Source organism: Nocardioides luteus, assembly GCF_015752315.1.
Classification (GTDB): Bacteria; Actinomycetota; Actinomycetes; order Propionibacteriales; family Nocardioidaceae; genus Nocardioides.
Map to the genome: position 1 here is coordinate 5,294,580 of NZ_JADOVJ010000001.1, position 17,337 is coordinate 5,311,916.

A 17,337-nucleotide genomic window follows, 5' to 3' on the forward strand; every position below is an offset into this window, starting at 1 on the left:
CCGGAGTCACGTAAGATAAAGCGATGTTTGTTGGAGATTATTCGTAAGGAAAACTGAAGGAAGGCCATGCTCGACGTCCGCCGCCTCCGACTCCTCGCCGAGCTCGCCGCGCGCGGGACGCTGGCCGAGGTCGCCGAGGCCCTCCACCAGAGCCCGTCGTCGGTCTCCCAGCAGCTCGGTCTGCTCGAGCGGGAGGTCGGTGTCCCCCTGCTTACTAAGGCGGGAAGACGGGTCCAGCTCACCGCCGCGGCCGAGGTGCTCGTCGAGCACACGACCGAGATCCTGGCCCGGCTCGAGGCCGCCGAGGCCGCGGTCACCGCGCTCGGCGACGAGACCGCCGGGACGGTGCGGGTCGCCGTCTTCCAGTCCGTGGCCCTCGCCTACATGCCGCAGGCGCTCGCCGACCTGACCCGGCGTCACCCGAGGCTGCGGGTCATGCTGTCGCAGCGTGCGCCCGAGCAGGCGCTCAACGACCTCGCCCTGCGCGAGCTCGACCTGGTGGTCGCCGAGCACTACCCCGACCACGGCGCACCGCACTTCGACGGTCTCGACCGCCAGCCGCTCACCACCGACCGGCTCCGGCTGGCCGTCCCGCCCGACGGCTCCGGAAGGATCTGGGACGCCATCACCTCGCTCGCCGACGCCGGCCGTGTCCCGTGGGCGATGGAGCCGCCGGGCACGGCGTCACGTCACTGGATCGAGGAGCAGTGTCGCCGGGCGGGCTTCGAGCCCGAGGTCCGCTACGAGACCGACGACGTCGAGGCCCACGTCGCGCTGGTCGAGTCCGGCAACGCGGTCGCCCTGCTCTCCGACCTGATGCGCGTGCGCCACCGGACCGCGGTGCGGCTGATCGAGCTGCCGGGGTCCCCGCGGCGTACGGTCTTCACCGCCACCCGCACCGCCATCGCCGACTCCCCAGGCATCATCGCGTGCCGGGCCGCGCTGGGCCGGGTGGTGCCGGCAGATCTCACACTGCCGACCTGACCCGGACCGGTCAGCCGAGGAGCTCCTCGAGCGGCTGGTCGTGGTCGATCGAGAGCCCGTACGCCATCGCGCGGGTGTCGATCATCGCCAGGACGGCCTCGGTGACGACCGAGGTCAGATGCTCGGCGTCGGGGATTCCCTCGCCGAGATGGACCCAGCGGCGTACGGCACCGAAGACCATCCCGATCAGGCCGTAGATCAGCGGGTCCACAGCCTTCTTGTCGACCTCGGAGATCGTCACGCCGCCCAGCTCGAACGCCGCCAGCATCAGCTCCTTGATCCGCTCCGCGACTCGGTCGAGGCCCTGCTGCAGCGGCCCGGTGCCGTTCGGCGCGGTGTCGACGTCGGCCACCTGGTGCAGGAGCGGGTGCTCGAGCGCCCAGTTGACGTAGGCACCGACGGTGCGGGAGATGATCTGCCGGATCGATCCGGTCAGCTCCATCGCCGGGAAGAGCTTGGCCCAGAGACCGGCGAGGATGTCGGCCTGGATGGCGAGGTCGAGCTCGCGACGGTCGGCGAAGTGACGGTAGACCACGGACCGGGAGAGCCCGGCGGCCTGGCCGATCGCCTGCAGGCTGACGTTGACGCCCTCGGTCTCGATCAGACCGATCGCGGCGTCGACGATGCGCTTTCGTCGGTCATCGTTGTGACGCTTCCAGCGAACTGCCCTGCCATCCATGGTGGGACCATCGTAGTCCCACGTACTTCACACCGGGCCTGGAATGCCTGTCACAGTAATCACAGGCCCGGCGTCAGCACGGCTCAGCCGAACCGGATGACCCCGTCGGCGACCTGCGCCCCGAGCGCCTTCATGTCCACGAGGTAGTTCTGCTTCGCGGCCCACGGCGCCCGGTCACCGGCCTTCGGCATGAGCTCCAGCGAGCGCTGGATGTAGCCGGAGGCCAGGTCCATGAACGGCCGCTCCTCGACGTTCGGGTCCCGCGAGACCGAGGCGACCTCGTAGCCGTTCTCACCCATGAAGTCGAGCAGCCGGATGACGTAGTCGGTGACCAGGTCGGCCTTGAGCGTCCACGACGCGTTGGTGTAGCCGATCGTGTAGGCGAAGTTGGGCATCCCGGTGATCATCAGGCCCTTGTAGGCCATCTGGTCGGGCAGGCTGACCGGCTCGCCGTCGACGGTGTAGTCGAGACCGCCGAAGAGCCGGAGGTTGAGACCGGTGGCGGAGATGACGATGTCGGCCTCGAGCGTCTCGCCGGACTCGAGCTCGATGCCCTTCGGCACGAACGTCTTGATCCGGTCGGTCACCACCGCGGCGTACCCCTCCCGGATCGACTTCATCATGTCGCCGTCGGGGACGAAGCAGATGCGCTGGTCCCAGGGGTTGTAGGGCGGGTTGAAGTGCTTGTCGACGTACGCGGTCGCCTCGTCCTTGGTCATCCCAGGACGGTCGCCGCGGGCGGTGAGGCCGTTGATCCACTGGTCGCGGATCACCTTCTTGACGACACCGGGCGCCCGGCGGGCCAGCTGGTAGGTGCCGACGGTGAGGACGATGTTCTCCCAGCGCACCGTCTCGTGGCCGATCTTCTCGCGCACGCGCTTGAAGGGCAGCTTGCCGAGCAGCTTGAACGGCGCGGTGTTCAGCAGCGAGGCGATCGCGTCCTGGCCCGGACGGGAGAGGATGTACGTCGGGGTGCGCTGCAGCATCGTGACCTTCTCGGCACGTTCGCTGCCGGCACCGGCCAGGTTGGGCAGCAGGGTCACCGCGGTCGCGCCGGAGCCGATGATCACGACCTTCTTGCCGGCGTAGTCGAGGTCCTCGGGCCAGTGCTGCGGGTGCACGAAGGTGCCCTCGTAGTCGTCGAGGCCGGCGAACTCGGGCTGGTAGCCGTTGGCGTAGTCGTAGTAGCCCGAGCAGTTCCACAGGAACCCGGCGGTGATCTCGGAGGGGCCGTCGGCGGTCTCGACGGAGACCGTCCACTGCTTGTCCTCGGTGCTCCACGCGGCACCGGTGACCTTGTGGCCGTAGTGGATCAGCTTGTCGACGCCGTAGTCCTTCGCCGTCTGGCGCAGGTAGTCACGGATCTGGTGACCGTCGGCCAGCGCCTGCGCACTCTCCCACGGTCGCCACTTGAACGCGAACGTGAACATGTCGGAGTCGGAGCGGATGCCCGGGTAGCGGAACAGGTCCCAGGTGCCGCCACTGGCATCGCGCTGCTCGAGGATCGCGAGCGTCTTCCCGGGGAGGCGCTCGCGGAGCTGTGCGGCGGCGCCGATGCCGGAGACACCGGCACCGATGATCAGTACGTCGACATGCATGTGGGTCACGTTACCCGGGAGTACGTGTTTGCGACACCCTGTCCCGCAAACTTTTGCAAGCAATTTGGATCTCAACTGGGAATCAACGACACGGCAAAACAACTGCCGCCCAACTTCCACATTCGCGCGCGAGGTCACTACGCTGCGGTCAGCAGCCGTGGGGGCGGCGAGCATCCACGGCGATTTCGGGGTCACTCACCCATCGCTTTCGGTGGCTGAGGCTGCATGCGGACCGCACGGTGCGGTCAAATGGTCTTCGAAAGGTTTTTCGAGTGTTGAGTTTCGTACGCGCCGGCGCGATTGTCGCGGGCGTCACCCTCGCCGGGCTCTCCGCGGCCCCGGCGTTCGCCACCGGTGGATCCGACCCGGCGGGCAACAACGGCACCGTCAAGATCGAGGAGTACCTCGCCCCTGACGACGCTCCCGACACCACGCCGAACAACGATCCCCACCAGGACTGCAAGTTCGACATCGAGTGGTACGGCTTCGACAAGGGCGACGACATCATCTCGAAGGTCTCCTTCGAGCTGCAGGCGCCGACCGTCGACGGTGAGCTCACCGTGGACGGCGACCTCGAGGTCTTCGTCGGCGAGGACGACGCGTCCGGCGCCGGCACCGAGGAGGGCCTGGACGGCCGCGAGACCTACGTCCTCCACTCGACCGGTGTCCCGCACCCCGAGCAGGGCTTCCACGTGAAGGTCACCGTCCACACCCCGGGCAGCCAGGGCAACGACACCAAGTCCAAGGTCTTCTGGTTCGAGAACTGCGGCGGCGACACGAACACCACGTCCCCGACGCCGACCCCGTCGCCGTCGGAGCCCGTGGAGTCCGAGTCGCCCTCCGAGGAGCCGTCGGAGGAGCCCTCCGAGTCCCCGTCCGAGTCCACCCCGGCCTCTGACGAGACCGAGCCGGCTTCCGACGAGTCCTCCGAGGCGCCGGTGACCGACTCCGAGGTCCCGACCAACATCGACGCCGGTCTCGCCGGCGAGAGCGACTCGCCCGTGCCCGCGATGTGGCCGCTGCTGGCCATGCTCGCCGGTGCTGCCGCCGCCGGCACCGCGCTCGTCGTGGTCCTGCGTCGCCGCGCTGCCGCTCTGGTCCACAAGGACTGAGCCGAACCGCGCCACTGAGAACGGCGCGGCGTACGACCTCCGGGTCGTACGCCGCGCCGTTTCTCTTTCTGCTCCGCGGTCCGCTCGTCAGTCCTGGAACGCGGCGCCCTTCTCGATCAGCGCGTCGGCGTCGTCGATGCCCCACGCGGCGAGGGCCTCGCGGGTGTGCTGACCCGCACTGGCCGCCGGTCCCGCACCCAAGGTGGAGGCGGTGCGGCTGAACCGCGGGGCGGGGGCGGGCTGGGTGACGCCGTGGTGGGTGACGTACGTCTGGCGGGCCTGCAGGTGCGGATGGGTCGCTGCCTCCGACGGGGTGAGGACGGGGGCGACGCAGGCGTCGGTGCCCTCGAAGAGCTCAGCCCACTCGGCCATCGTCTTCGACGCGAAGGTCTTGGCGAAGAGGTCGCGCATCTCGTCGTAGCGCTCCATCTCGTACTGGCCCGGGCAGACGCCGTCGAGCCCGAGCCGGGTGACCAGCTCGGCGAAGAACTTACCCTCCAGCGCGCCGACCGCGACCTGGCGGCCGTCGGCGGTGTCGTAGAGCGCGTAGAACGGCATCGCGCCGTCGAGCAGATTGCTCTGCCGCTGCTCGTGCCAGGCGCCGGAGGCGAGCATGCCGGAGATCATCGTGGCGAGGTGGGCGGTGCCGTCAACGATCGCGGCGTCGACGACCTGCCCCTGGCCGGTGGTCCTGGCCTCGACCAGTGCGGCGAGGATGCCCATGACCAGGTAGGTCGATCCGCCACCGAAGTCACCGAGCAGGTTGAGCGGGAAGTGGGGTCGGGCGCGGTCCTGGCCGAGGCCGTTGAGCACGCCGGTGGTGGCGATGTAGGTGAGGTCGTGGCCTGCGGACTGGGCGAGCGGTCCGTCCTGGCCCCAGCCGGTCATCCGGCCGTAGACGAGGCGCGGGTTGCGCTCCAGACAGGCGTCGGGCCCCAGCCCGAGGCGGTCGGTGACCCCCGGGCGCAGCCCTTCGATGAGCACGTCGGCGCCCTCCACCAGACGCAGGACGGTCTCGACGGCATCGGGGTTCTTCAGGTCCAGCGCGATGCTCGGGCGGCCCCGGGTGAGCAGGTCGCCGGCACCGCCGCCGAGCAGGTTGCCGCCCGGCCGGTCGACCCGGATCACGTCCGCCCCCATGTCCGCGAGGATGGTGCAGGCGTGCGGCCCCGGCCCGATCCCCGCCAGCTCGACGACCTTGACCCCGCGGAGGGGACCGGTGCCCTGGCCCAACGTCACTGTGGATTTCTCCGTCGACTCAGTCATGCCGGCCATCCTCGCAGGATCCGGCCTCCCGGAGTCCGGGTCCGGGGTCTGGATCCAGAGTCTGGAACCCTCCGCCCGGCCTGACCTGATCGCGGCGCTGAGTCCGCTACGCTCCGAGACACACTCGCCGGTGCACAGGAGCAGAGAAGTTGTCTCGGGAAATCCCCACATCCCCCCAGTCCCTCGCGTTCACCTCGGTCAGCCCGCTGACCGCGAACGATCCCCGCGAGATGGGTCCCTACGCACTGACCGGCCGCCTCGGCCACGGCGGCATGGGTGTCGTCTACCTGGGTGAGGACGCGGCGGGCATGCAGGCGGCGGTGAAGGCGATCCTTCCCGAGCTCACCTCCGACCCCGGCTTCCGCGCCCGGTTCGAGCGGGAGATCGCGGCCGCCAAGAAGGTGGAGAGCCGGTTCACCGCGCGGGTCCTCGACGCCGACCCCGATGCCGAGCAGCCCTGGATGGCGAGCCAGTACGTCGCAGACCCGCCCCTCAGCAAGCTGGTCAGCTCCGGTCAGCGTCTGCCCGAGATCGACGTACGCCAGCTGGTGGCCGGGGTCGCCGAGGCGCTCGCCGCGGTCCACCGTGTCGGGCTGGTCCACCGCGACATCAAGCCGGGCAACATCCTCTACGGCGCCACCGACCCGTGCGTGATCGACATGGGCATCGCCCGCTCCGTCGACGGCACCGCGCTGACCCAGACCGGCAAGGCGGTCGGCACCTACGGCTATCAGGCGCCCGAGCAGGTCCAGACCGGCACCTTCTCCAGCGCCGTCGACATCTGGGCGCTCGGTCTGGTTGCCTTCGTCGCCGCCACCGGGCGCTGGCCCTTCAGCGGCGAGATCGGCTCGATGGGGCATCTCCTCACGGGCGAGTCGCCCAACCTGAGCCTGTGCCCGGTCTACCTGCGCCCGCTCGTCGCCGCGTGCCTGGCCGAGTCGCCGGCCGCGCGGCCCTCCGCCGCCGACATCCTCGCCACCAACGGCGACTGGACCCTGCTGCCGGCCCCGGCCACCTCGGAGCAGGAGACCACCATCGGCGCGCCGCCGCCCGCGTTCACCGCAGGCGGGATCGCCCGTGCCCCGCGGCCTCCCGTGAGCCCCACCGACACCGCCGACCTGCCCACCCAGGCCCCCACGTTCGCCGAGCCCCAGCAGCCCTCCGGGCGTCGCTGGAAGATCGCCGGCCTCGCCGCCGCGGCGGTCGTCCTCGTGTCCGCCGGCGTGGCCGTCGCCGCCAACCCCGGCCTCCTGCCGGGCCAGGACGACACACCGAAGGTCGGCGAGGTGACCCCGTCCGCCGAGCCGACCACCGGCGAGAGCAGCACCGCGCCGACCACACCGGTCGGCGGCTCCGTGGAGACCGGGGACGATTCCGAGTTCGCCGAGCGGCCCGACAACGAGGACGCGGACGACGAGGGCGAGGTCGCTCCGAGCAGCGGTACGGACACCGGTGGCGACGTGACACCGTCCGAGACGACGGAGCCGACCGCGACGGTCCCCAGCGAAGAGGCCAGCGAGCCGGCCACCGAGACGCCGACCGCCGAGCCGACCGAGACCGCGACGGTCGAGCCGACCCCGGAGCCGACCGAGGAGCCGACGGCGACCGCCACTCCATGACGGCGTCTTCCGGCTCGTTCGGGGCCTGCTCGTAGAGGTTGGAGAGACCCCGGTCACACCCTGTCCGAGGTTGGATCGATCAAGGTGGCCGGGGCTGTCGCCATGCCGATAATCGAGCCTGGCGGGGTGTGCCGTCCCATCTTCCCGAGCAACCGAAAGTTGAGCTGTGAGCGACACCGACGAGACCTTCAACGACTGGCAGCACCGCGAGGAGCTCGCGGAGACGATGATCCCGATCATCGGCAAGCTCTACCGCGAGAAGGATGTCACCATCCTGGTCCACAGCCGGTCGTTGGTGAGCAAGTCCGACATCTCGATCCTCAAGGCGCACCGGTTCGCGCGCCAGATCGAGGGCGAGGAGCTCTCGGTCACCGACACGTTCCCGCTCCTCCAGGCGGTCGCCAAGCTCGACCTGGGCCCGTCGAAGATCGACCTGGGCCTGCTCGCGGTCCAGTACGCCGAGGACGACCGCGGCCTCTCGGTCGACGAGTTCGTGGCCGAGAAGCTGTCCGGTGCCACGGGTGACAACAAGCTCGAGCGCAACGGTGGCCAGGACGTCGTGCTCTACGGCTTCGGCCGGATCGGCCGGCTCGTCGCCCGGCTCCTCGTCGAGAAGGCGGGCTCGCGCCACGGCCTGCGACTGAAGGCTGTCGTCGTCCGCAAGGGCGGCGAGGACGACCTCATCAAGCGCGCCTCGCTCCTGCGCCGCGACTCGATCCACGGCCAGTTCGCCGGCACCATCACGGTGGACGAGAAAAACGGCGTGATCATCGCCAACGGCAACCCGATCCAGTTCATCTACTCCAACGACCCGACGACGGTCGACTACACGGCGTACGGCATCAAGGACGCCATCCTCATCGACAACACCGGCAAGTGGCGCGACCGCGAGGGGCTCTCGCAGCACCTGCGCCCGGGCATCAAGAAGGTCCTGCTGACCGCGCCGGGCAAGGGCGACGTCCCCAACATCGTCCACGGTGTCAACCACCAGACCCTCACCGGCGACGAGAAGGTCATCTCCTGCGCGTCCTGCACGACCAACGCGATCGTGCCGCCGCTGAAGCTGATGGAGGACCGCTTCGGGATCGTGCGCGGTCATGTCGAGACGGTGCACTCGTTCACCAACGACCAGAACCTGCTGGACAACTACCACAAGGCCGACCGCCGTGGTCGTTCCGCACCGCTCAACCTGGTGCTCACCGAGACGGGTGCGGCCTCTGCCGTCGCCAAGGCGCTCCCGGACCTGAAGGCGAAGATCACCGGCAACTCGATCCGCATCCCCACCCCGGACGTCTCGATCGCGATCCTGTCGCTCTCGCTCAAGGGTGAGACCTCGAAGGAAGAGGTCGTCGAGTACCTCCGCGAGGCCTCGCTGACCGGCGAGCTGCGTCGCCAGGTGGACTTCACCACCGCCCGCGACGCGGTCTCCTCCGACTTCATCGGCTCGCGCGCCGCCTCGATCATCGACGGCAACGCGACCATCGTCGACGGCGACTCCGCGATCCTCTACGTCTGGTACGACAACGAGTTCGGCTACTCCTGCCAGGTCGTCCGCACCGTGCAGTCGATCTCGGGTGTCGAGTACCCGACCTTCCCCGCCCCTGCTGCCGTCTGAGCGCCAACTCAATCCACCTCGCCCGTCTCGGCCGGTTTCCGGTCGGACGGGCGAGCTAGGTTGAGCACCATCTGAGTCCGAGCGGGCTCGCCGTATGGCCTCGGCCCACTTAAGCAGCGTTCAATCCTTACCGGTGTTCAATTTTTTTGTACATCCCCCGCCCATTGAACATCTGGCGTTTGGAGTGTTCAATGGGCGCCGGGTGTTCAATTTTTCTGAACAGCCGGGGTGATCGCGAGAGGGGAGTCCCAATGACCAACGTGTCCGCGTTGGAGTCCCGCCTCCATGACATGGGGGTGACAACCGAGACCCGTCTCTCCAAACGTCTCGCTGGCTACGGCGTTCGCGAGTGGACCCTGGCCCGCGGCAACTCCTCGAAAACCTACGCCCTTGTTTCAGGGGGAGCTTCCAATCTGTCGCTCCCGGCAGTAGCCAGCCTCATTGATATGGGTCTTCCACTCCTCGTCTGGGATGACTACGTTCACGACGAGTTGCAATCGACATTTCGACGCGCAGGCATTCAGTACGTCGATCTAGCCGGCAACGCTTGGATCGAGTTCGGTGATGTGCTCATCAGCATCTCTGGCCGCGAGGCCTCTCGTTCCAAGGGCAGCGGAGACCGGAAGACGACACGGAAGCCTTCCGAGGCACGTGGGGTTAATCCTTTCAGCGCTAACCGCAACCAAGTCATCTTCGCCCTGCTCTCGTGGCCAGACTTGTGGGATGCGAGCAGTCGGACACTCGCAGAGGTCTCCGGCGTTTCTGTCGGACTTGCCCACGAAACGGCCGCCCTACTCAAAGAGTCAGGACTGGCAGCAAAATCCACCCGCTACCGGCCAGGTGGTCTCTTGGACCGATGGGCGAATGGGTTCAGTGATGTCACTGTTCCGCGACTCGGTGTCTGGCACTTCTACGGTAATACCGACGTTGACCGCATCAAGAGCATAGGGCCGGTCTATGTGAGTGGAGAGGCTGCCGCGCAAGACCTCCTCAGACCGACCGAACTCATCGTCTATACGAGCGATCTACGCCCGGACCCAGACAAGCCTTCGTTGCCTGTGCTCAACCGGTGGCGGAGGGATGCACCCGCGTCGGCCGCGGCGCCCAACGTCATCGTGCGCCAGCAGTTCTGGACGCCAAGGGAAGACCTGGATGATGATGCCAGATTGGTGCGCGAGGCCCCTTGGCCCTTGGTGTACGCCGACCTGCTGGCCAGCAAGGATCCCCGGGTCCAAGAGGTGGCGCAGGATTGGCGGAGTTCCCATGTATGACCCTGCGATGGCTCCGGACGCGACCCTCGATCCGTTGCGATCCGTAGTGCGGGCGGTGCTGGACGTCGGATCCGGCCTTGCTCCAAGCGACCTCATGGTCGTCGGCGCCCGAGCCCGCGACATCATCCACGCTGCGCTCGGCCACACGACGCCAACGACAACAACGAGCGACCTCGACCTCGCCCTCGGCTTACGCTCGTGGACTGCGTACCAGCGCATCATCGCTGAGTTTCCCCCAACACCAGGCAACGCCAACGACATCCGTTACACGATCGCGGACTGTCCAACCGACTTGCTGGTCTTCGGTGCAGTGGAGGATCCACCGGGCAAAGCCACGCCGCCCCCACGCAAGGAGCCCATCGACGTATGGGCGTTCGAAGAGATCTATGACTCCTCCCTGGCGATCGATGTAGGTGGAGGAACTGAGATCCGGATCCCGACGGTCGCGGGATACACAGCTGCGAAGCTCGCTGCCTGGCTCGACCGCGGTGCACCCAACGACCTGTTCGTGTACAAGGACGCGAGCGACATCGCCCTTGCGATGCACTGGTACAGCTCATCTGACCTCGTGACCGACCTCCTGTACGACACTGCGGCCGGCGTACTCGAGGTTGAGGGCTACGACGTCACGAACGCCTCTTATCACCAACTCGGCCTCGACGTCGTAGAGACGGTCGGCATTGACCGCCATCGCGAACTGCTCGCTCGATGGACCGCAGACCAACTGGAGACGCTCGCCGAGCATCTTGCCCTTCCCAACGAGCGTCAGTCTGCGTCCCGGGAAGAGCGCCTCGCCCATCGTCGGGAAGCGCTCGGCGCCCTCACCAGAGGCCTCGCCGATCGGGCGTAGAAACCCACCTGCGCTACCTCCAGCAGGAGGTTCCCACCCTCTCGAGCAGGTTCTCAGGCCCAATCCACCATCACGCACCTTGTGGAGAAACCTGTGGATATCCGCCAATTTCACACTTCAGCAACGGACGCGAGCCAGGAAGGCGCGGGTGCGCTCCTCGACCGGGTCGCCGAAGAGCTGCTCCGGCGGACCCTGCTCCAGCACGCGACCGCCGTCGAGGAAACAGACCTTGGTGGCGACCTCGCGGGCGAAGGACATCTCGTGGGTGGCGAGGACGAGGGTCGTGCCCGCCTGCGCCTCGGCCCGGACGATCTCCAGCACCTCACCGACGAGCTCGGGGTCGAGGGCGGCGGTGATCTCGTCGAGGAGCAGCAGGCGCGGGCGTGTGCACATCGCCCGCACCAGCGCGACCCGCTGCTGCTGGCCCCCGGAGAGCGCGTCGGGATGGGCGTCGGCCTTGTCCGCGAGGCCGAACCGCGCCAACAGCTGCCGCGCTCGATCGGCCGCCTCGTCCTTGGCGACGCCGTGCACCCGCACCTGGGCCAAGGTGCAGTTGTCGAGCACGGACAGATGCGGAAAGAGGTTGTACGCCTGGAACACCATCCCGATCTCACGCCGGACCGAGCGCGGGTCGACGAGCGGGTCGGAGATCTCCCGGCCGTCGAAGGTGATCACCCCGTCGTCGATCGTCTCGAGCAGGTTGAGGCAGCGCAGCAGGGTCGACTTCCCCGACCCCGACGCCCCGATCAGGCAGACCACGTCGTGTTCCGCGACGGACAGGTCCAGGTCGTCCAGGACGACCTTCCCGCGATAGGCCTTCCGCAGCCCCTTCGCCTCCAGCAGGCCTGACATCGATGCCGTCATCGGCCTTGCTCCTTCTCGATCTGTCGCCGCATCAGCCAGTCGGTGAGCCGGGTGAGCGGCACCGCGACGACGAGGAAGTACGCAGCGGCGACGAGCAGCGGCGTGCCGTTGAAGTTGTAGCCCTGGTAGTCCTGGGCCGCCCGGAGCGCCTCGAAGACACCGACCGCCGAGATCAGCGCGGTGTCCTTCTGGAGCGAGACGAGGTCGTTCATGAGCGGCGGTACGACGCGACGTACGGCCTGCGGGAGGACCACGAAGCGCATCGTCTGGGCACGGGTCAGCGCCAGCGCCTCGGCCGAGGCGACCTGGGTGGGGTGGATCGCCAGGATGCCGGCGCGGAAGACCTCGGCGACGTAGGCCCCGTAGCAGAGCACGAGCGCGAACGTGGTGAGCCAGAACAGCGAGCTGGTCACCCCGGACAGCCCCAGCGCCGGGATCCCGATGCCGCAGATGACCACGACCATGATCGACGGCACCCCACGGAACAGGTCGGTGTAGCCGGTGGCGAGGAGCCGCAGCGGCGCCAGCCACGGGGAGGTGGTCTGGCGGGCGACGGCGACGAGGGCACCGAGGACGAGTACGCACGGCTCGGCGACCAGGAAGATCCGGATGTTGATCCAGAACCCCTCCCCGATCGCCGCGAACGAGTCGCGTGCGTGCGACCAGCTCAGGAAGTAGTCCCGGACCCGGTCCCACCCGGGCGAGGAGACGACCAGCAGCGCCAGTCCGACCGCGACCACGACGGTCACCACGGTGGCGATGGTGACCTGCTGGAGCCTCAGCCGGCGGCGTACGGCCTGCCTCTCGAGCTCCCGCTCACTCGGTGGTCGAGCCTGTCGAGACCCCTCCACAGAATGAATCGACGCTGTCACTTCAAGACCGGCACGGAGACGACGTCGGAGAGCCACTCCTTCTCGAGCGCGGCGAGGGTCCCGTCCTCCTCGAGCGCGGTCAGCGCCTCGTCGAGGCACGGCGCCAGGCCGCTGTCCTTCTCGGTCAGCAGGCCGAACTCCTCCGGCTTCTCGCTGCTCTCGAACTGCCCGGTGATGGTGCTGCCCTCGATCTCGGCGGCGGTGATGTAGAACGCCGTGGGCAGGTCGAAGACGAGCGCGTCGACCTGACCGTTGAGCAGCGCCTGCTTGGCCTGGTCGCTGGTGTCGAAGACCAGCGGGTCCGTGGTCGGCTGGACGTCCTCGCGGATCGCGGTCAGCGACGTGGTCGCGGTCTGGGCACCGAGCTTGAGGCCCTTCAGATCGGCGAGCGACGCCGCCTTGTCCGCGTCCTCCTCCATCGTCACGACCGCCTGCGAGGCCGTGTAGTAGCCCTGCGAGAAGTCGACGACGCCTGCTCGCTCGGGGGTGATGGAGATCTGGTTGATGTCGAAGTCGAACTTCTTCTCGCCCGGGGTGTAGGAGGTGTTGAACGCCTGCTTGACCCAGACGACGTCGTCCTTGGCGAACCCGAGCTGCTCGGCGACGGCGTAGGCGACCGCCGACTCGAAGCCCTTGCCGTTGCTGGGGTCGTCCTCGGAGAACCACGGCTCGTACGCCGGGGAGTCGGTGCCGATGGTCAGCTTGCCGTCCTGCTTGAGCGGCAGGTCCGCGGCCTTGCACGAGGCAGGTGCGCCGCCCGCGGCGCTGGTGTCGTCCTCGCTTCCGCACGCGGTCAGAGCGGCGGCCAGAGCGAGTGAGGCGACGAGAAGGGGAGTAAGGCGAGTGCGCATGTGCGGAATGCTAAATGGAACCAGCACTGGCCGCTTCTTATTACTCATGAGTAGCATACGTCCATGGCGTACGAATCCCTGCTCTCCCCGCTCACGATCGGGTCGCTCACCCTGCGCAACCGCGTGGTGATGGGGTCGATGCACACCGGCCTCGAGGACCACGCGTGGGACATCCCCAAGCTGGCGGCCTACTTCGCCGAGCGCGCACGCGGCGGCACCGGGCTGATCATCACCGGCGGCTACGCACCGAACAAGCGCGGCTGGCTCAAGCCGTTCGCGAGCGAGATGAGCTCCCGGCTGCACGCCGTCCAGCACCGCCGGGTCACCGGCGCGGTGCACGAGGAGGGCGGTGCGATCGCGATGCAGGTGCTGCACGCGGGCCGCTACGCCTACACGCCGTTCTCGGTCAGCGCCTCGGCCGTCAAGGCGCCGATCAACCCGTTCAAGCCCGCGGCCCTCTCCGACAAGGCCGTCGACGCGACCGTGAACGACTTCGCCAAGAGCATCTCGCTGGCGAAGAAGGCCGGCTACGACGCGGTGGAGATCATGGGGTCGGAGGGCTACCTGATCAACCAGTTCCTCGCCGAGCGCACCAACCAGCGCGAGGACCGCTGGGGCGGCACCGCGACCAACCGGATGCGGTTCCCGGTCGAGATCGTGCGGCGCTCGCGCGAGCTGGTCGGCGACGACTTTCCGATCATCTTCCGGCTCTCGATCCTCGACCTGGTCGAGGACGGCCAGACCTGGGAGGAGACGATCGAGCTCGCCTACGCCCTCCAGGACGCCGGGGTCTCGGTGTTCAACACCGGCATCGGCTGGCACGAGGCCCGGGTGCCCACGATCATCACCCAGGTCCCGCGCGGTGCCTGGCTCGACATGACCGCGCGCCTCAAGGCCGAGGTCTCGATCCCGGTCTGTGCCTCCAACCGGATCAACACCCCCGAGCTCGCCGAGTCGGCGATCGCCGAGGGCAAGGCCGACCTGGTCTCGATGGCTCGCCCGCTGCTGGCCGACCCGGAGTTCGCCAAGAAGACCGCCGAGGGCCGCACCGACGAGATCAACACCTGCATCGCCTGCAACCAGGCCTGCCTGGACCACGCCTTCGCCAACAAGGCCGCGTCCTGCCTGGTCAACCCGCGCGCCGCGCGCGAGACGACCCTGGTGCTCTCCCCGACCAAGCTCAAGCAGTCCGTGGCCGTCGTCGGCGCCGGCCCGGCCGGCCTCGCCGCCGCCACCTCGGCCGCCGAGCGCGGCTTCGCGGTGACCCTGTTCGAGAAGTCCCCGGAGATCGGTGGCCAGTTCCGCCTCGCGATGGCGGTGCCGGGCAAGGAGGACTTCAAGGACACCCTGCGCTACTTCGGCCGGCGCCTGGAGGTGCTGGGCGTCGACGTACGCCTCGACACCGAGGCCACCACCGCCGATCTGGAGCCCTTCGACCACGTCATCGTCTCCACCGGCGTCACCCCGCGGGTGCCGCAGATCGCCGGCTCCGAGGACGACCGGGTGGTGACGTACGCCGACGTGCTCGCCGGCCGGGTCGTCCCGGGCCGCCGGGTCGCGGTGATCGGCGCCGGAGGCATCGGCGTCGACGTCTCCGCCTGGCTGACCCACCAGCCCGAGACGCTCGAGGAGTGGAAGGCCCGCTGGGGCGTCGGCGACCCGGCGACCTTCCGCGGCGGCCTCACCACCCCGGTGCTCGAGGCCCCCGCCCGCCAGGTGACCCTGCTGCAGCGCAAGTCCACTCCGATCGGCATCGGCCTCGGGAAGACCTCCGGCTGGGCCCACCGAGCGCACCTGAAGCAGGACGGCGTCAAGCAGGTCCGCGGCGCGACCTACGACAAGATCGAGGCGGGCGACGACGCCGTCACCCTTCACTACGCCGTCGACGGTGAGCCGCACACGCTCGAGGTCGACCACGTGATCCTCTGCGCCGGCCAGGAGTCGGTGCGCGACCTGTGGACGGAGCGTGACAACTGGCACCTGATCGGTGGCGCCGACGTCGCGGCCGAACTGGACGCCAAGCGCGCGATCAAGCAGGGAACCGAGGTCGCCGCGGGCCTGTGACCCGATAGCCTCGGGGACATGAGCGATCCCGACTGCCTGTTCTGCAACATCGTCGCGGGCAACATCCCCTCGACGAAGGTCTACGAGGACGACGAGACGTACGCCTTCATGGACATCGCGCCCGCTGCCGAAGGGCACACCGTGGTGGTGCCGAAGACGCACACCAAGGACGTCCTGGAGGCCGACCCGGCGGTCTACGCCTCGACCGCGAAGGCCGCCCAGGCGGTCGCGCGGCGGGCGGTCGACGTGCTGCAGGCGGACGGGGTCAACGTGCTCAACAACTGCGGGCCGGCGGCGTGGCAGACCGTCTTCCATCTGCACTTCCACGTGATCCCGCGCTACACCGACAAGTCCAAGGACTCGCTCACGCTCCCCTGGGTGCCGCACCCGGGCGACCTGGACGCGATCCGCGCGATCGGCGAGAAGCTGGCCTTCTAGCCGGTGGGCGCGCCTTCGGCGTGGGCGGCGACCATGTCGGCGTACCACCCGAAGGACCGCTTCGGCGTACGCACCCCGGCGGAGTCGACGTGGACCAGGCCGTACTTCCCGCCGACGCCGTCCTCCCAGTCCTTGCCGGTGAACGGAGCCTCCCAGCCGTCGCGGTCGAGCAGGGTGTAGGCGTAGAAGCCGCGCACGTCGACGCCACGCTCGATCGCGGCCGAGACCGCCTCCAGGTGTGCCTCGAGGTAGTCGATCCGGGCCTGGTCGTCGACCTCGCCGTCCACCACCGGAGCGTCGTACGCAGCACCGCACTCGGTCACCACGATCGGCGGCATCGCGGCGCGATAACGGGACCGGGTGATGATCAGCCATTCCCGCAGGGCGGTCGGCACCACGCCCCAGCCGGTGTCGGTGGCGGGGTAGCCGACGAGCGGCACCATCCGGAACGGGATGTCGTCGCCCTCGGCGGAGGCGCCGATGCGCTGCGGGGCGAAGAAGTTGACCCCGTAGAAGTCGAGGGGCGAGCGGATCACGGCCATGTCGCCCGGCATCACGACCTCGTCGGCGAGACCGGCGAGGTCACGGGGGTAGCGGCCCAGCAGCATGGCCTCGAGCGGCACCGCGTTCCAGGCGAGATCGATGAGCTTGGCGGCGCCGACGTCGGCGGGATCCTCCGAGAGCGGCCAGATCGGCTCGTGGTGGTTCGCGCAGCCGACGGACCCGACCCCGGCGGCGCGCAGCACCTGCACGCCGCGGCCGTGAGCCAGCAGCAGGTGGTGCATCGCCGCGACGACGCCCCAGCCGGCCCGGCGGCCGGGCGCTATCGTGCCGAGGCCGTAGCCGAGGTAGCCGGCCACGTTGGGATCCTGGACCGGCACCCACTCCGGGACGCGGTCGCCGATCAGGTCGGCGACCGTCTGGGCGTACTCACCGAAGGCATCGACCGTGGCCCGGTTGAGCCAGCCGCCGTCGGCGGCCAGCGGCTCGGGCAGCTCGCCGGCGTAGAGCGTGGCCGACGGGCGCAGGCCGGCCTCGAGCAGCTCGTCGACCAGGCGGTCGTAGCGAGCGCGGGCATCGGGATCGAAGACACCGCGACCACCCGGCTGAAGCTCACGCCAGGAGACCGCGAACCGGTATCCCGGCGCACCGAGACGCATGAGCAGCGCAACATCCTGCTCGCCCCCCGGCCGGGTGGCGTCTGCAGTGCCGAACACGAAGCCAGTCGGGAACTTGGGAAACGCCACGGCACAA

General features: G+C 68.7%; 15 protein-coding genes. 8 read left to right on the top strand and 7 right to left on the bottom strand.

All coding sequences use genetic code 11. From position 1 onward, the window contains the following. Positions 1 to 66: 66 nt before the first annotated feature. Positions 67 to 984 carry a LysR family transcriptional regulator gene (locus HD557_RS25370; RefSeq protein ID WP_196875905.1) on the top strand — a complete coding sequence of 306 codons (918 nt, stop codon included), beginning with the start codon at positions 67 to 69 and terminating at the stop codon, positions 982 to 984. Between the two features lie 10 nt (positions 985 to 994). Here HD557_RS25370 and HD557_RS25375 read toward each other — a convergent pair whose 3' ends face one another. Beyond that, complete coding sequence (locus HD557_RS25375; RefSeq protein ID WP_008356044.1) at positions 995 to 1,663, bottom strand: TetR/AcrR family transcriptional regulator; 669 nt, start codon at positions 1,661 to 1,663, stop codon at positions 995 to 997. Positions 1,664 to 1,746: 83 nt separating this feature from the next. Beyond that, positions 1,747 to 3,261: a flavin-containing monooxygenase gene (locus HD557_RS25380; RefSeq protein WP_196875906.1), complete on the bottom strand. Its 1,515-nt coding sequence runs from the start codon at positions 3,259 to 3,261 to the stop codon at positions 1,747 to 1,749. A gap of 275 nt (positions 3,262 to 3,536) precedes the next feature. Here HD557_RS25380 and HD557_RS25385 point away from each other — a divergent pair, with 275 nt between their 5' ends. Further along, complete coding sequence (locus HD557_RS25385) at positions 3,537 to 4,373, top strand: hypothetical protein (protein WP_231380453.1); 837 nt, start codon at positions 3,537 to 3,539, stop codon at positions 4,371 to 4,373. A gap of 87 nt (positions 4,374 to 4,460) precedes the next feature. On the opposite strand, the gene HD557_RS25390 is transcribed toward HD557_RS25385, so the two are convergent. Further along, positions 4,461 to 5,639 (bottom strand): CaiB/BaiF CoA transferase family protein, encoded by a 1,179-nt coding sequence (locus HD557_RS25390; RefSeq protein ID WP_050800519.1) that lies wholly within the window; start codon positions 5,637 to 5,639, stop codon positions 4,461 to 4,463. 230 nt (positions 5,640 to 5,869) lie between these two features. Here HD557_RS25390 and HD557_RS25395 point away from each other — a divergent pair, with 230 nt between their 5' ends. The 4 genes from HD557_RS25395 to HD557_RS25410 all read left to right on the top strand — a co-directional run bounded on the left by HD557_RS25395 (position 5,870) and on the right by HD557_RS25410 (position 10,994). After that, positions 5,870 to 7,258: a serine/threonine-protein kinase gene (locus HD557_RS25395; protein WP_196875907.1), complete on the top strand. Its 1,389-nt coding sequence runs from the start codon at positions 5,870 to 5,872 to the stop codon at positions 7,256 to 7,258. A 166-nt stretch (positions 7,259 to 7,424) separates the two neighbouring features. Further along, a complete protein-coding gene (locus tag HD557_RS25400) occupies positions 7,425 to 8,873 on the top strand; it encodes a glyceraldehyde-3-phosphate dehydrogenase (RefSeq protein WP_196875908.1) in 1,449 nt (482 codons plus the stop codon). 251 nt (positions 8,874 to 9,124) lie between these two features. After that, the gene (locus HD557_RS25405; protein WP_008356033.1) at positions 9,125 to 10,144 is read left to right on the top strand and encodes a type IV toxin-antitoxin system AbiEi family antitoxin; all 1,020 of its coding nucleotides are present in this window, start codon (positions 9,125 to 9,127) and stop codon (positions 10,142 to 10,144) included. Beyond that, the gene (locus HD557_RS25410) at positions 10,137 to 10,994 is read left to right on the top strand and encodes a hypothetical protein (protein ID WP_040754671.1); all 858 of its coding nucleotides are present in this window, start codon (positions 10,137 to 10,139) and stop codon (positions 10,992 to 10,994) included. The genes HD557_RS25405 and HD557_RS25410 overlap by 8 nt, the downstream gene beginning before the upstream one ends. Positions 10,995 to 11,111: 117 nt before the next feature. On the opposite strand, the gene HD557_RS25415 is transcribed toward HD557_RS25410, so the two are convergent. Genes HD557_RS25415 through HD557_RS25425 form a run of 3 tightly spaced genes read right to left on the bottom strand, consistent with a single transcriptional unit; the run spans position 11,112 to position 13,581 of the window. After that, a complete protein-coding gene (locus HD557_RS25415) occupies positions 11,112 to 11,858 on the bottom strand; it encodes an amino acid ABC transporter ATP-binding protein (RefSeq protein ID WP_231380454.1) in 747 nt (248 codons plus the stop codon). After that, positions 11,855 to 12,709, bottom strand: a complete 855-nt coding sequence (locus HD557_RS25420; protein WP_196875909.1) for an amino acid ABC transporter permease — start codon at positions 12,707 to 12,709, stop codon at positions 11,855 to 11,857. Before HD557_RS25420 ends, HD557_RS25415 begins: the two co-directional genes overlap by 4 nt. A 17-nt stretch (positions 12,710 to 12,726) precedes the next feature. After that, positions 12,727 to 13,581 (bottom strand): ABC transporter substrate-binding protein, encoded by an 855-nt coding sequence (locus tag HD557_RS25425; RefSeq protein WP_196875910.1) that lies wholly within the window; start codon positions 13,579 to 13,581, stop codon positions 12,727 to 12,729. A gap of 63 nt (positions 13,582 to 13,644) precedes the next feature. Here HD557_RS25425 and HD557_RS25430 point away from each other — a divergent pair, with 63 nt between their 5' ends. Together HD557_RS25430 and HD557_RS25435 are read left to right on the top strand one after the other, a co-directional pair. Then, positions 13,645 to 15,645: an NADPH-dependent 2,4-dienoyl-CoA reductase gene (locus tag HD557_RS25430; protein WP_196875911.1), complete on the top strand. Its 2,001-nt coding sequence runs from the start codon at positions 13,645 to 13,647 to the stop codon at positions 15,643 to 15,645. An 18-nt stretch (positions 15,646 to 15,663) separates the two neighbouring features. Further along, complete coding sequence (locus HD557_RS25435; protein ID WP_008356022.1) at positions 15,664 to 16,083, top strand: HIT family protein; 420 nt, start codon at positions 15,664 to 15,666, stop codon at positions 16,081 to 16,083. Here HD557_RS25435 and HD557_RS25440 read toward each other — a convergent pair. Beyond that, positions 16,080 to 17,330: a glycoside hydrolase family 1 protein gene (locus HD557_RS25440; RefSeq protein WP_307785705.1), complete on the bottom strand. Its 1,251-nt coding sequence runs from the start codon at positions 17,328 to 17,330 to the stop codon at positions 16,080 to 16,082. The two genes, HD557_RS25435 and HD557_RS25440, sit on opposite strands and share 4 nt — an antisense overlap. Positions 17,331 to 17,337 lie beyond the last annotated feature (7 nt).